Source organism: Atlantibacter hermannii (assembly GCF_009907385.1).
GTDB lineage: Bacteria > Pseudomonadota > Gammaproteobacteria > Enterobacterales > Enterobacteriaceae > Atlantibacter > Atlantibacter hermannii_A.
Genome location: NZ_JAAATR010000031.1, coordinates 99138 through 113553 on the forward strand (window position 1 = coordinate 99138; position 14416 = coordinate 113553).

The window sequence follows — 14416 nt, forward strand, 5'->3', positions numbered from 1 at the left end:
CGTCGTACCCCTACACATAAGATAATAAGGAACACGTTCATGAAGAAATTAGCAACATTTGCAATGCTGGGTTTGGCTGCGGCAATTTCGATGAGCACATCGGCCGCGTTCGCCAAATCAAATGAAATTGCGGTTATCGTTAAAACGGCTAACTCTAACTTTTGGCAAAACGTGAATAAAGGTGCCACGGACGCGGGCAGCGAATTTAAAGATAAATATAAAGTGACCTTCCAGGGCCCGGAAGCCGAAACCCAGGTCGCCGAGCAGGTAAATATGGTGGATAACGCCATTAACCGCGGCGTATCCGGTATTGTCCTTGCACCGTCCGATCCGGACGCGTTAATCCCGGCGGTGAAAAAAGCCTGGGAAAACGGCATTCCGGTGGTGCTGATCGATTCCTCATTAGGCGAGAAAGGCGCGAAATACTATCAGTCCTTCCTCTCTACCGATAACCGTAAAGCCGGCGCGCTGGCCGCGCAGAAATTGATTGAAGCCAACGGCCAGGAAGGCAAAGTCAGCGTGATGTCCTTTACGCCGGGCGCGGGCAGCGCCATTGAGCGCGTCGGCGGCTTTACCGATGTGATTAAAGCCGACTCCAAATTAAACATGATTGGCCCATTCTATTCCCAGGCGGATATGGCGACGGCGCTGAACCAGACCATCGACGCGCTCTCTTCCAATAAGGATATTACCGCGCTGTTTGGCGCCAACGAGCCGACCGCAGTCGGTATGGCGCGCGCCATTAAGCAACTGGGCTATAGCGGCAAAGTCGTGGCTGTCGGTTTTGACGGTAACGCCGCGCTGCAGCATTTCGTCCGTGACGGAACCCTGAACGGCATTATCGTTCAGTCCTCTTATCAGATGGGTAAAAAAGGCGTTGAGACCATCGACCACATTCTCAACCAGCAGAAAGTCGACAAAGTCATCGATACCGGTGTGGTGTACATCGATAAAAACAATATCGACTCCCCGGAAGCCCAGGCCGTTCTGTATTAATACATGCCGCTTATCGGGTTGCTTCGGCAGCCCGATGAGCGGGAATAACGATAACTTCTTCATAGAGCCGTGAGAAATGAGCAACTTATCAAACTTCGTCGCACCCGCGCAGGATGCCATTCCTTATAAAACTTTAGCGAATGGCTATACGATCCCCGGTATTGGCATGGGCACCTTTGGCTCCGATCGCTTTACCGCTGAACAGGTGGCAGAGGGTGTTTTTCACGCCGCTGAAGCCGGTTTCCGCTTCTTTGACTGTGCATCGGTCTACGGCAATGAAAGTATGATTGGTGAGGTATTTGCCAGGATCATGCAAAGCGGCGTGAGCCGTTCTGAGCTGTTTATCGACTCGAAAGTCTGGAACGATCAGCATGACGACGTGATCGCCTCGTGCAAAAAGTCGCTGGCGGATCTCAGGCTCGACTATCTCGACCTGTATTTAGTGCACTGGCCGTTCTCCAACTATCACGCGCCTGGCTGCACCGTGGATTCCCGTAGCCCGGACGCCACGCCGTATTCCCATGAGCGCTTTATGAAAACCTGGGCGCAGATGGAGCAACTGGTGGAAATGGGCCTGGTCAGAAGCATCGGCACCTCCAACATGACCATTCCTAAAATGGAACTGCTGCTGCGCGACTGCAAAATCCGCCCGGTGGTCAACGAAATGGAAATCCACCCGCATTTCCAGCAGCAGGAACTGTATGACTTCCTGGTCGCCAATGAGATCCAGCCGATCGGCTTCTGCCCGATTGGTTCGCCGATGCGTCCGGATCGCGACCGCACCGAAGACGATACCTGCGATATCGAAGATCCGGTGATTGTCAGCATTGCCGAACGTCTTGGCGTGCATCCGGCGATTGTCTGCATCAAGTGGGCAGTGCAGCGCGGTCATATTCCGATCCCGTTCTCGGTTCATAAAGACCAGATTTACGGCAACATCACCTGCATTACGCAAGATCCGTTAACGGATGACGAGATGGCGGCGATTGCCGGTATCGATCGCAATAACCGGTTAATCAAAGGTCAGGTGTTCTTATGGGAGCACGCCAAAGGTTGGGAAGACCTGTGGGATCTTGACGGCGTTATCGTCAAATAACCAGCGCGAAACTGCCACTTCACCGGGGAATTAACTATGTATCTGGGCATCGATTGCGGCACGCAGGGCACCAAGGTTTTACTGTGGGATGCTGAAACAGAACGGGTTGTGGCATCCAGCTACCATACCTGTGAGCTCATCAGCGATCGCCCGGGGCAAAAAGAACAGCATCCCGCCGCCTGGCTGGATGCAATAAAAAAAGGGATTCAGGCGGTTATTGCCCACGCGGCGATTGCCCCTGAGCAAATCGCGGCAATGGGCGTATCCGGCCAGCAGCACGGTCTGGTGTTGCTGGATGAACAGGATGCGCTCATCCGCCCGGCAAAGTTATGGTGCGATACCGAAACGGTGCCGGAACTGAACGCATTTTTGACGCGCTTTAACGCCGCGATGGGCGCGCCGGTGGCGCATTTCACCGGCATCCATATTCCCGTGGCGTTTACCCTCGCTAAATTACTGTGGGTGAAGGAGCACGAACCCGAGGCGTACCAGCGCATCGCTAAGCTCTTTCTGCCCCATGAATACGTTAACTACTGGCTGACCGGCCATTACTGCGCGGAATACGGCGATGCATCGGGCACCGGTTGGTTCGATACTTTTAACCGTCGCTGGTGCAAAGAGGTAGTGGAGGCCATCGATCCGCAGTTGATGGCGAAACTCCCGCCGCTGATTGAGGCGCATCAGCCCGCCGGGTATCTTTGCGCCGCCAGCGCCGCGCTGTTGGGGCTGCCGGAAGGCATCCCGGTGTCCAGCGGTGGGGGCGACAATATGATGTCCGCCATCGGCACCGGCAATATCGCCCCCGGCATCCTGACCATGAGCCTCGGTACCTCGGGCACCTTGTTTACCCACGCCGCGCAGCAAATCGAAACCCAGCATCATCCGGATATTAACGCCTTCTGTTCCTCTTCCGGCGGCTGGCTGCCGTTGGTCAGCACCATGAACGTGACCAATGCGATTAACGCGTTTCGCGAGGTGATGGATATCCCGCTGGCGGAATTTGAAAACTACCTCACTAACAGCGCGCCGGGGGCAGGGGGACTGTGGTGCTACCCGTGGCTGAACGGCGCGCGTCTGCCGAATCGCCCGGACGCCACCGCCAGCGTAATGGGCATCACCAGCCGCAATTTTAATAAAGCCAATTTATTGCGCAGCGTGGTGGAAGGCGTGACCTTTAAGCTGTGCAAAGGCATCGAAATATTCCGGCAGTGCGGATTGCATTTCGACCAGCTGCGGGTGATTGGCGGCGGGGCCAATAGCCAGGCCTGGTGTCAGTTAATTGCCGATATCAGCGGTATTGAAGTCATACGCCCGACGGTGAGCGACGCAGGCGCGTTAGGCGCGGCATTGCAGGCGCGTTGGTGTAATAAGAATCTCCAGCGGCCGGGCGGCATTATTCCGCTGCACGAGATATTACCCGCATCACTGCGCGATATTGGGCGCGACGTTATACTGCCTTGCCCGCAGCAGCGGGCGATCTATCAGCCTGTATATGCTCGCTATCATCAAAATATGCCCACATAAAAAAACTGCGGGGACGCGAAACGATGCATCTGGTGGAACGAAGGAATCAAATTCTGGCCGCGCTGACAGAAAAGGGCAGTGTGCAGGTGGCGCATCTGGCAAATAAGTTTGGTATTTCCGAGGTCACTATCCGCAACGATTTGCGTGAGCTGGAAACCCAGGGGCTGCTTATTCGCTTTCACGGCGGGGCGACCAGTCAAATAAATAACTGGGCGCTGGCTGGAAAGCTCAACGGGAATAGCGAGAGTCATAATGAAGTAAAACTGGAAGACCGCGCGCTGCTTTCTGCCGATGCCAAAACCCGCATCGCCAGTGCCGCAGCGCGCCTGGTTTCAACCGGTAACAGCGTGATTATCGACAGCGGCAGCACCACGTTAAAAATTGCCCAGCAATTAGCGGACGCCGCAGATTTAATCGTCGTTACCAATAATTTACCCGCCGCCGAAGTGCTGTCGATTAACCAGCACATCACCCTGGTGTTATGCGGGGGAACCTTTCGTCATAAAACCCGTTCTTTTCACGGTATGCATGCCGAATCGGTATTAAAAGGCATTGTGGCGGATTATCTGTTTATTGGCGCCGACGGGATTGATATTGAAAAAGGCATCACTACTTTTAATGAAGGTTATGCCATCAGTAAGGTCATGGCGCGAGCAGCGAAAAAAGTGGTGGCGGTACTCGACTCCACCAAATTTGGCCGGATTGGTTTTAACCCGGTATTGCCGATTAGCGATATTGACGTGCTGATTACCGATGACGGCATCAGCCGGGAAATGGTCATGCTGCTGGAAAGCAGAAATATCGATGTGATTATTGTTTAACGCCGCCAGGTTATTCAGGACGGGTCACTACCAATAAAAAAGCCGGTTATTCACCGGCTTTTTATTATTCGCTAACCCTTAGCCCATTGCAGTTTCCCGCAGATGGCGTTTTAGCTTGTTGTACTCATTGATGACGTATTGCTCCGCCGCATTCTGATCGGCAATCGGTTCAACACGCACCGCACAGTACTTGTACTCCGGCGTTTTGGTAATCGGGCTGAGGTTTTCCGTCACCAGTTCATTACAGGCGCCAATCCACCACTGGTAAGTCATATATACCGCGCCTTTGTTCGGGCGATCGCTCACCTGCGCGCGGGTAATGACTTTGCCTTTGCGTGAATTCACCCATACCAACGCTTCATCCTGGATGCCCAGCCGCGCGGCATCGGCGGTGTTGATCTGCGCATAGCCCGGTTCATCCGCCAGCGCCGCCAGCGCGGCGCAGTTGCCGGTCATGGAACGGCAGGAGTAGTGACCCACTTCGCGCACCGTCGACAGCACCATCGGGTACTCTTCATTCACGCGATCGAGCGGCGGCGCCCAGTCGCAGGTGAACAATTGCCCCAGACCGTTCGGCGTGGAGAATTTATCCTCAAACAGATAATCCGTTCCCTGATCGGCCTCGGAGACATCGCGGCACGGCCACTGGATATAACCCAGCTCGCCCATTTTCTCGTAGGTTGCGCCGTAGAAGTCCGGGCACAGTCCGCGCAGCTCATCCCAAATCTCTTTGGTGTTGTTGTAGTGCATCGCATAGCCCATCCGGGTGGCGATTTCACTGATGATCTGCCAGTCGGTTTTCAGGTCCCACTTCGGCTCCACCGCTTTAAAGAAGCGCTGGAATCCGCGGTCGGCAGCGGTATACACCCCTTCATGTTCCCCCCACGAGGTGGACGGCAAAATCACATCCGCTTGCGCGGCAGTTTTGGTCATGAAGATATCCTGAACGATCACCAGCTCCAGCCCTTCGAAGGCTTTACGCACCGCTGAAAGCTCAGCGTCGGTTTGCAGCGGATCTTCGCCCATGATGTACGCCGCGCGCACTTCGCCATGCTCAACGCGGTGCGGCAGCTCGCTGATGCGATAACCGGTATGCGCAGGCAACTCGGCCACGCCCCAGGCTTTAGCGAACTTCTCGCGGTGCTCCGGGAACTTCACGTACTGGTAGCCCGGATAAGTATCCGGCAGCGCGCCCATATCGCAGGCACCCTGAACGTTGTTTTGCCCACGCACCGGGTTGACGCCGACGCTCGGCTTACCGAGGTTGCCGGTCAGCAGCGCCAGGCTGGTTAACGAACGCACCGTTTCCACGCCCTGGTAGAACTGGGTTACGCCCATGCCCCACAGGATGGTGGCCCGTTCGGATTTGGCGTACATCCGCGCGGCCTGGCGGATCTCACTGGCCTTCACGCCGGTGATCTCTTCCACGGACTCCGGCGTATAGCCTTCAACAATTTTGCGATACTCCTCGAAGCCTTCGGTACGCGCCGCGACAAACGCGTGGTCATACAGATCTTCTTCGATGATCACATGGCCCATGGCGTTCAACAGCGCGATATTAGAGCCGTTATTTAACGCCAGATGCATATCGGCAATACGCGCAGTTTCGATTTTACGCGGATCGCAGACAATCACTTTCGCCCCTTTCTGCTTCGCCCTGATCACGCGGTTAGCGACGATCGGGTGAGAATCAGCAGGGTTATAGCCAAACACAAACACTAAATCAGCATCTTCGATGCCGACGATGGAGTTACTCATCGCGCCATTACCGACCGACTGGTGCAGACCTGCAACCGAAGGGCCGTGTCAGACACGTGCGCAGCAATCGACGTTATTGGTTCCAATAACGGCGCGCGCGAATTTTTGCATGATGTAGTTGGTTTCGTTGCCGGTACCCCGGGACGAACCGGTGGTCATAATGGCATCCGGACCATATTTGGCTTTGATGGTGCTGAGCTTATCGGCGACATAATTCAGCGCCTCATCCCAGGAAACGGCTTCCAGCTTCCCGCCGCGTTGGCGGCGGATCATGGGCGATTTAAGGCGTGGCGTCAGGATCTGGGTGTCATTGATAAAATCCCACCCGTAATACCCCTTCAGGCATAAATCCCCCTGATTGGTCTTACCCTGTGCCGGTTCCGCCTTAACGACTTTGCCATTATCGACGACGAGGTTGATCTTGCACCCCGACGCGCAATAGGGGCAAACCGTGACGACTTTTTTCATCCTGGCTCTCCAGTTAATCGTGTTCTTGCAAAACGCAAAACGTCTTTACTTTCTCAACGCTATATCAATGCATATTCCATGCCAGCAATCTGTATATATTTAACTCATTGATATGAATAGAGAAATAAAGCAGTCTGCCGGGCGGCATCCAGGATTCGACAAAAGTGTCATGTCATTATTATCACTTTGACCAACGTCGACAGACGGCCAGACACCGCATCCTAACCCTGACGCCAGAGGGAACGCTTTGATGTGGAGCGGTATCAGGGGAGGTTAAACCTCCCGCGGGGGAGTTGAAGCTAAGGTTACGCCGTTACGCACTGGCTAAATGCGGTTTTAACGCCGGTACGGCATTATCGCTGACCAGCGTGAGTCCCGGTCCGCGCGGTTCCCGGCGCGTCGGGAACGCTGGCAGCACGGCGCGCTGTAATGCCTGGCCTGACGCGCTGGCAAACGCCACTGGCGAAGTTACCGGCAGGGTTTCAACAATTTTACCGCCGTCCATCACCATCACCCGCTGGCAAAACCGCTCCACCAGACGCAAATCGTGGGTAATAAACAGACACGCGGTGTGGTACTGCTGCTGTAAGTTTTTCAGCAGTCGGATGATGTTCGCCTGCAGCACCAAATCCAGATTCGACACCGCTTCGTCGAGAATCAACAGCCTCGGTTCCACAACCATCGCCCGGGCGAGGCACACCCGCTGAAGCTGGCCGCCGCTGAGCTGCGGCGGCCGTTTATTCAGCAGAGCGGCGTCCAGCTCGGTCGCCGCCATCACCCGCGCGATGCGTTCATTTTGCTGTGCGGTAGAGAGTTTCAGTAAGTGGCGCAGCGGTTCGCGGATAATCTCGCGCACCGTGCGGCGCGGGTTGGCGGCGCTGATGGCGTCCTGAAACACCATCTGGATCTCCCGACGAAAGGCGCGCATCTCGTCGCCTTTCAGCGCGGAGAGAGGCTTATTACGCCAGCAAATATCGCCCGACGTCGGGGTTTCCAGGCCCGTCAGCAGACGCGCCAGAGTGCTTTTCCCGCAGCCGCTGCTGCCCAGCAACGCCACGCTTTCGCCCTCGCTCACCGCCAGCGAAATGCCGTTCAGCACCTGATGATGGTGCGCGCCGGTCAGCCCCATCCGCCCGTAGCGGTGCGAAACGTTCGAAACCGATAACAGTGTCATCACGCTAACTCCATGCCATACAGCGCCAGATGCGCCGATACCAGATTGCGGGTCACCGGGTGCTGCGGCGCGCGAAACAGCGTTTGCACGTCGCCCCGTTCGACAATTTTGCCGTTTTCCATCACCGCCACATCGTCAGCCAGCTGCGCCACCACGCCCATATCGTGGGTAACCAGCAGCATGCCGGGCGCGCGTTGCCGCATCTGATCTTCCAGCAGTTGCAGAATGCGCGCCTGCGCCAGCGCGTCGAGATCGGTAGTGGGTTCGTCGGCGATGATAAACGGCGCATCGCTCAGTACCGCCAGCGCGATCATCATGCGCTGGAGCATCCCGCCGCTCATCTCAAACGGGTACAGCCCCAGCACCCGTTCAGCCTCATCCATCCCAACGGATTGCAGCGCGGCGATAAGCGTGGCGTCATCCAGGGTTTTGCCCAGCGCCCGGCAGGTCTCTTTAGCGTGGGTCGCCATGGTAAACAGCGGATTAAAGGCGCTGCGCGGGTTCTGCATGATGGTCGCCACCTGCCTGCCGCGCAGCGATTGCGGCGTGACGGTCTGTCCGTTCAGCGCCAGCTCGCCCGCGGTTTGCCGCACCCCGGCGGGCAGTACGCCCAGCGCGGCGGCGCAGGTGAGGGATTTCCCGCTGCCGCTGCCGCCGACCAGCGCCAGTACGCGCCCGGAGCGCAGCGTCAGCGACACGCCCTGTACCAGCGGGCGTTCCGCTGCCAGGGTGATGTTGTGCAATTCAAGTTGTGACATCAGTGGCTGTGCTCCATGACAAGATGCGGATCCAGCTGGTCGCGCAGCGCGTCGCCCAGCAGGTTAAAGGTCATCACGCTGATAAATAGCGCCAGCCCTGGCCAGAACATCTGCATCGGCTGGGTCCAGATATACTGGCGCGCGTCATTGATCATCACGCCCCATTCCGGCGTCGGCGCGCTGACCCCCAGCCCAAGGAAAGACATGCCCGCCACATGCAGCATCATATGGCCGATATCCAGCGTCGCCAGCACCAGCAGGGAGGGCATCACCGCGCCAGCCAGATGATCGAAAAACAGGTGCCAGCGGTTTGCGCCGCTCATCCGCGCCGCCAGCACGAATTCCCGATGGCGCAGCGAAATCACAATGCTGCGCACCATCCGCGCATACCAGGCCCAGTGGGACAGGGCGATGGCGAGGATCACGTTTACCAGCCCGGTGCCCAGCACGCCCACCATAAAAAACGACAGAATCGAGGTGGGGAAGGTCATAAACATATCGGTGGTGCGCATCAGCAACTGGTCGGCGCGCCCGCCCATCAGCCCGGCGCTGCCGCCCACCACCAGACCCAACGTTAATACCAGCAACAGACAGGCCAGCACCGACCCCAGCGACACCCGCGTCGCCGCCAGCAGGCGAGAAAAAATATCGCGTCCCAGATGATCGGTGCCCAGCCAGTGGGTGCCGTCCGGCGGCAGCAGACGCTGGGGTAAATCAATTGCCAGCGGATCGAACGGCAGCCACCACTGGCTGGTCAGGGCGATGGTCATCAGCAGCGCCAGCGAGAGCAGCGCCAGGCGTACCGGCCAACGCGCCGTACGGACAAAATTCACGAGTGCGCTCCTTCATGGCGGCGAATGCGCGGATCGAGCGCGGCATTCAGCAGATCGACGCCGAGATTGCAGATCACAAACACGCCCACCATCATCAATGTAAAGCACTGGATCACCGGGTAGTCGCGATTAAAAATCGCCGATACGGCATAGCGCCCGACGCCGGGCCAGGCGAAGATATTTTCGATAATCATGGTGCCGCCAATCAGCTCGCCGATATGCATGCCCACCGCCGTGACCATTGGCAGCGTGGCGTTGCGCAGCACGTGCCGCCGCTCGGTTTGCCGATCGCTCAGCCCGCGCAGTTTCGCCCAGGTCACATGACGCTGGCCCGCCGCATCCAGCATGCTGGCGCGCAGCAGGCGGGCGTTGATCGCCAGCGACATAAAGGCGATAGACACCGCCGGTAAAATGATGTGCTGCCAGCCGCCGTAACCCAGCGCGGGCAACCATTGCAGATGGACCGAAAACAGCATGACCAGTAAAAAGGCGAGCCAGAAGTTAGGCATCGATACGCCCAGAAAGGCAATCAGCCGCACAAGGTAATCCGGCAGCCGGTCGCGGTAGCGCGCCGCCCAGATGCCGAGCGGTACGGAGGTGACCAGGATCAACGCCAGCGCGAAGCCCGCCAGCTGGAGCGTGGCCGGGAAAAAGCGCAGCAAATCGTCAAGCACCGGGCGCTGGGTGGCAAACGACACGCCGAAATCGAGATGCAGGGCGTTCCACAGCCAGCGGCCATACTGTACCGGCAGCGGCTGGTCGAGCCCGAGCATCACGTGGGTCGAGGCCACCAGTTCCGGCGTCGGCGGCAGGTTAGACAGCCGTAAATAATCCATTGCCGGATCGCCGCTACCGAGGCGCAGCAGCAGAAAAATAATCAGCGACGCCGCCAGCAGCATCGGCACCAGCAGCGCGACGCGCCACAAAATATAACGTAGCATCAGGGCGTTACCGGTTTGATCTGTTCAAACGGAATATCCGAGGACATTGGCGCGAAGGGCAGCGTCCCCCACTGTGGCCGGGAAACGGTCATCAGGGACACGTAGCTCAGCGGCAGATACACCGCGCTTTGATGCAGGCGGGTCAGCACGTCGCGGTACAGCGCCTGACGCTGGGCTTCATCGGTGCCGGTGAGGATCTGGCCGATTTTCGCGTCGATTTGCGCCTTATCCGGCAGGCCGAGCTGGGCCTGATAGTCGGCGTGGGACGGGACGCGCATCGAACTCATAAAGGCATGCGGATCGAACGGCGCGCCCCAGGTGTTGTTGAAGATCATATCGAAGCGGCCATCGCGCTGGCGGGCGTCAATGCTGCTCTCCTCTTCGCCCACCAGTTTCACCTCCACGCCCACCTGGCGCAGGTTGGCCTGAATCACTTCCGCCATTGATTTATTCAGCGCGTCGGTGCCGATAAAAGCCAGCTCCAGGCGCAGCGGCTGGCCCGCTTTTTCGCGGATCTGCTGGCCGGCGGGCAGCGTCCAACCGGCGTTTTCCAGCAGCGATTTCGCCTTGTCGGGATCGTAGCGGCGCGGCGTCAGGCCAATATTGGCGTAGGGCACGCTCGGGGCGAACAGGGTATCCGCCACCTGTTGCGTGCCGTACAGCACGCTGTTGATTAACGTCTTTTTATCCACCGCGTAGTTCAGCGCTTCCCGTACCGCCTGCTCACGGGTCGGCGATTTCGCGGAATTAAGCGCCAGCATCACGGTCTCCACCGGGGCGGAAAGCTGGGTTTTCCACTGCGGGTTATGGCTGAAGCGCGCGAAGGTGTCCAGCGGCAGCAGCCCTTCGTCGCCGTACATCAGGTCAATTTCGCCGGTTTCAAACGCCACTGCGCGGCTGGTGGGATCGGCAATCACTTTAATGGTGACTTTATCCAGCGCCGGTTTGTTGCCCCAGTAATGGTCGTTACGCACAAACACATCGTACTGATTCAGTTTGCTTTCCTGGAGCACCCACGGCCCGGTGCCAATCGGCGCGAGAATGCCGTTTTTGGTTCCGCCCTGTTTAAACTGCGACGGCGCGATAAAGCGGAACGGGCGCGGCAGCGCCAGCTCTTGCAGGAAAGGGTAATACGCGCCTTTCAACGTGATTTGCAGACGGTGTTCATCCAGCGCTTTTACGCCGACGATCTGGTTCGCCAGCTCAAGCCAGGCGTGGCGCGGGCGATTATCCAGCACCGCCCGGAAGTTGGCTTCGGCGGCCTGCGCGTTAAAGGGTTCACCGTTGGAAAACGTCACGTTGTCGCGCAGGGTGAAAATCCACTGTTTGCCGTCGGCGGAATGCGTCCATGAAGTGGCCAGCCACGGCGCGATGCTGCCATCGGCCTGATATTTCACCAGGGGTTCATACACCATACTCTGGGCGAACATTTGATTTGGCGTATATAAGTGGGGGTTCAGCGGCCCCACGTTTACCGGCCAGGCGGTGGTCATTTCCTGCGGTGTCGCTGCGCCAGCCATCAATGAAATACACGCCAGCAATACCGTTAAACAGCGCCGTAAAGTGAACAAAGGACTACTCCTTGCGGAATAAGGGGGGGGACCCAAAATGAGTATGATGATTTTATGAAAACTGCATACGCAGGCGTTGTTCTGGATCAACCTTAGGCAAACTGATTATGGGTCGGCGTTTTTAGCGGTAAATCATCAGTTTTTTATATTTATTTGGTAGTTTTTTGATATCCTTGCTGTACACAGGCCATTGTTCGCGGCTTAATAACGGCGTTTTCATTCACAGTTAACAGGTCTGTTATTGATGAATAGTTATCGATCCGCCTTTCTCCGCCAGTCCCTGTCTGCTGTGATGATCCTCTGCGGTTTTGGCCCGCGCTGCCGCCGCCTCACTTCCATCAAAAAAGACAGATAACCATGCAACGTCGACAATTCCTCAAAAATAGTGTGCTGCTTTCCGCTGCCGGTTTAGTGGGCCCATCGATTGTCAGCCAGACGGTTCAGGCTGCTGAACCTGCCGCCGCGCCGGTCGCGCGCCGCCGTTTTGTGCTCTCGCAAACCTATAAGCTCAACCCGCCGCAGGGCTCCAGCGGTGTGGTTAAACTGTGGATCCCGCTGCCGGTGGATACCGCGTTTCAGCAGATGACCGGGTTGACCTTCAGCGGCAACTATCAGCAGGCGTACATCACCACCAATAATCCTTACGGCGCGAAAACGCTGTTCGCCAGCTGGCCGAAATCTGAAGGCGATTTGCAGATGCAGGTGGATATTGAAATCGAAACCGCCGACCGGGAACCGCTGAAGCACGACGCGCTGAAAACCTGGCAGGCGCCGGAGCAAATCATTTATCCGCTGGACGTGAAGCCCTGGCTGCTGCCCACCACCCATACGCCGATTGACGGCCAGGTCCGGGAAACTGCGCAGAAAATTACCAACGGCGAACAGGATCCGCTGAAAAAAGCGCGCCTGATTTACGAGTGGGTCAGCCGGAACATGGAGCGCGATAACGACGTTATCGGCTGCGGTACTGGCGACGTGGCGGCGATCCTGAAAAGCGGCAAACTCAGCGGCAAATGCACCGATATGAGCTCGGTGTTCGTAGCCCTGGCGCGCGCCAGCGGCATTCCGGCGCGTGAGCTGTTCGGCATCCGTCTGGGGAAAGCCACGAAGCTGGAGCGCTACTCGAAAAGCGCCTTCGGCAAAGCCGATGAGCAGGGCGTGGCGGACGTCAGCGGCGGCCAGCATTGCCGTGCAGAATTTTATCTGGCAGGTTACGGCTGGCTGCCGTGCGATCCGGCGGACGTGACCAAAATGCGCCTGGCGGAGAAAAAATCCCATGAAGACGCTGATGTGCAGGCGGTGAACACCTATCTGTTCGGCAACTGGGAAATGAACTGGGTCGGCTTTAATTACGGGCGCGACTTTGAGCTTTATCCGGCGGCGGAGCAGGGCGCGATGAACAACTTTGGCTATCCGTATGCCGAAGTCGATGGTGACCCGATTAACTTCTACGATCCGAAAATATTTTCTTATCGCTATGTCTCGACCGAACAGCGCTAAAAGCGCGGGCGTAACGCTTCTGACGGCAGCTGCGGCTGCCGTTACCGCCGGGCTGTGCTGCATCGGCCCGCTGCTGTACCTGCTGTTCGGCATCTCGGCGGCGGGGTTTGCCGGGCTGGCGAAGCTGGAGTTTCTGCGTATCCCGATGATCGTCATTTCTCTCGGGCTTATCGCGCGCGGCTTCTGGCGGCTGTATTTTTCGAAAAGAATGTGGTGTACCGGCCGGCTGACGCTGGGCCAGATGCGTTTGCTGTACTGGCTGGCGCTGCCATTTATGCTGCTGATCCTGTTCTACCCGACGGTGGTCGGCTGGTTTTATGAGGTATTTGAATGAAACGACTCGCGCTCGCCGCTTGCCTGATGCTGCCCCTGTGGGCGCAGGCGGGAAATGAAAAAGTGGTGCTGGATGTGGAAAACATGACCTGTTCGCTGTGCGTGATCTCGGTGAATCAGGCGCTACGGGAAACCGACGGGGTGATTAAAGCCAAATCATCCCTGAAAACCCGCCAGACGGAAGTCATCGTCCCGGAAGGGTTTCCTACCGGGACGCTGCTGAAGGCCGTGGCGAAAACCGGCTATACCGCGACGGTGAATCACACGGAAGCGCAATAACCTCTCGATAACTGAAGCGGCGACCCGTTTTTATTGAAACATCCTGCTGCGGCGTTTGCAGCCGTAGCCGTGCGGATGACCTGTTTTCTCCACGCCGGTATGCAGATTTTCCCGGGCTTATTTAACGGCTTGACGAAGGTTTTCCGGGCGGGTGACCGTCCGGTCGCCAGCACCTGGCGGCAGAGAAGAATGAGCGGCCCGATCCTTGTTCTCTACCCGTTCAATCATCCTATGACCTCGCGCAACTTCTGATACTTCATTCCTTTTTTTGCGTCTTAATCTTTGAAGCCGGACAAAGCAACGCTCTGATGGCGGGTAATAAAATAGCCGCGCTATGGAAATCGCTCAGGAGTGAATTATGTGT

Annotated in this window: 13 protein-coding genes; 7 read left to right on the forward strand and 6 right to left on the reverse strand. The window is 57.3% G+C overall.

All coding sequences use genetic code 11. From position 1 onward, the window contains the following. Positions 1-39: 39 nt before the first annotated feature. The 4 genes from GV764_RS09415 (at position 40) to GV764_RS09430 (ending at position 4437) form a co-directional block, all read left to right on the forward strand. Positions 40-996: an ABC transporter substrate-binding protein gene (locus tag GV764_RS09415; protein ID WP_161659926.1), complete on the forward strand. Its 957-nt coding sequence runs from the start codon at positions 40-42 to the stop codon at positions 994-996. A 76-nt stretch (positions 997-1072) separates the two neighbouring features. After that, positions 1073-2092, forward strand: coding sequence for an aldo/keto reductase (locus GV764_RS09420; RefSeq protein ID WP_161659927.1), 1020 nt, complete (start codon positions 1073-1075; stop codon positions 2090-2092). 36 nt (positions 2093-2128) lie between these two features. Beyond that, the gene (xylB, locus tag GV764_RS09425) at positions 2129-3616 is read left to right on the forward strand and encodes a xylulokinase (RefSeq protein ID WP_161659928.1); all 1488 of its coding nucleotides are present in this window, start codon (positions 2129-2131) and stop codon (positions 3614-3616) included. A gap of 23 nt (positions 3617-3639) precedes the next feature. Next, a complete protein-coding gene (locus GV764_RS09430; RefSeq protein WP_161659929.1) occupies positions 3640-4437 on the forward strand; it encodes a DeoR/GlpR family DNA-binding transcription regulator in 798 nt (265 codons plus the stop codon). A gap of 78 nt (positions 4438-4515) precedes the next feature. Here the strand turns inward: GV764_RS09430 and fdhF are convergent, their stop codons facing one another. The 6 genes from fdhF to nikA form a co-directional block, all read right to left on the reverse strand. Beyond that, entirely contained in the window at positions 4516-6663 is a 2148-nt protein-coding gene (gene fdhF, locus GV764_RS09435; RefSeq protein WP_161659930.1) for a formate dehydrogenase subunit alpha, read from the reverse strand. Positions 6664-6976: 313 nt separating this feature from the next. Then, complete coding sequence (gene nikE / locus GV764_RS09440) at positions 6977-7837, reverse strand: nickel import ATP-binding protein NikE (RefSeq protein WP_161659940.1); 861 nt, start codon at positions 7835-7837, stop codon at positions 6977-6979. Then, on the reverse strand, positions 7837-8598 hold the full coding sequence (gene nikD / locus GV764_RS09445) for a nickel import ATP-binding protein NikD (RefSeq protein ID WP_161659941.1): 762 nt from the start codon (positions 8596-8598) through the stop codon (positions 7837-7839). Before nikD ends, nikE begins: the two co-directional genes overlap by 1 nt. After that, entirely contained in the window at positions 8595-9428 is an 834-nt protein-coding gene (gene nikC, locus GV764_RS09450) for a nickel ABC transporter permease subunit NikC (protein ID WP_161659931.1), read from the reverse strand. The genes nikD and nikC overlap by 4 nt, the downstream gene beginning before the upstream one ends. Further along, complete coding sequence (gene nikB, locus GV764_RS09455) at positions 9425-10369, reverse strand: nickel ABC transporter permease subunit NikB (RefSeq protein WP_161659932.1); 945 nt, start codon at positions 10367-10369, stop codon at positions 9425-9427. The genes nikC and nikB overlap by 4 nt, the downstream gene beginning before the upstream one ends. Then, on the reverse strand, positions 10369-11889 hold the full coding sequence (gene nikA, locus GV764_RS09460; RefSeq protein ID WP_161659942.1) for a nickel ABC transporter substrate-binding protein: 1521 nt from the start codon (positions 11887-11889) through the stop codon (positions 10369-10371). Before nikA ends, nikB begins: the two co-directional genes overlap by 1 nt. 408 nt (positions 11890-12297) lie before the next feature. On the opposite strand from nikA, the gene GV764_RS09465 reads away from it, so the two are divergent. From GV764_RS09465 to GV764_RS09475, 3 genes are read left to right on the forward strand one after another with little or no spacing between them, the layout of a single operon-like run. Continuing rightward, positions 12298-13440 (forward strand): transglutaminase-like domain-containing protein, encoded by a 1143-nt coding sequence (locus GV764_RS09465; RefSeq protein WP_161659933.1) that lies wholly within the window; start codon positions 12298-12300, stop codon positions 13438-13440. Beyond that, positions 13418-13774, forward strand: a complete 357-nt coding sequence (locus GV764_RS09470) for a mercuric transporter MerT family protein (protein WP_161659934.1) — start codon at positions 13418-13420, stop codon at positions 13772-13774. The genes GV764_RS09465 and GV764_RS09470 overlap by 23 nt, the downstream gene beginning before the upstream one ends. Further along, entirely contained in the window at positions 13771-14052 is a 282-nt protein-coding gene (locus GV764_RS09475) for a heavy-metal-associated domain-containing protein (RefSeq protein WP_161659935.1), read from the forward strand. Before GV764_RS09470 ends, GV764_RS09475 begins: the two co-directional genes overlap by 4 nt. Positions 14053-14416 lie beyond the last annotated feature (364 nt).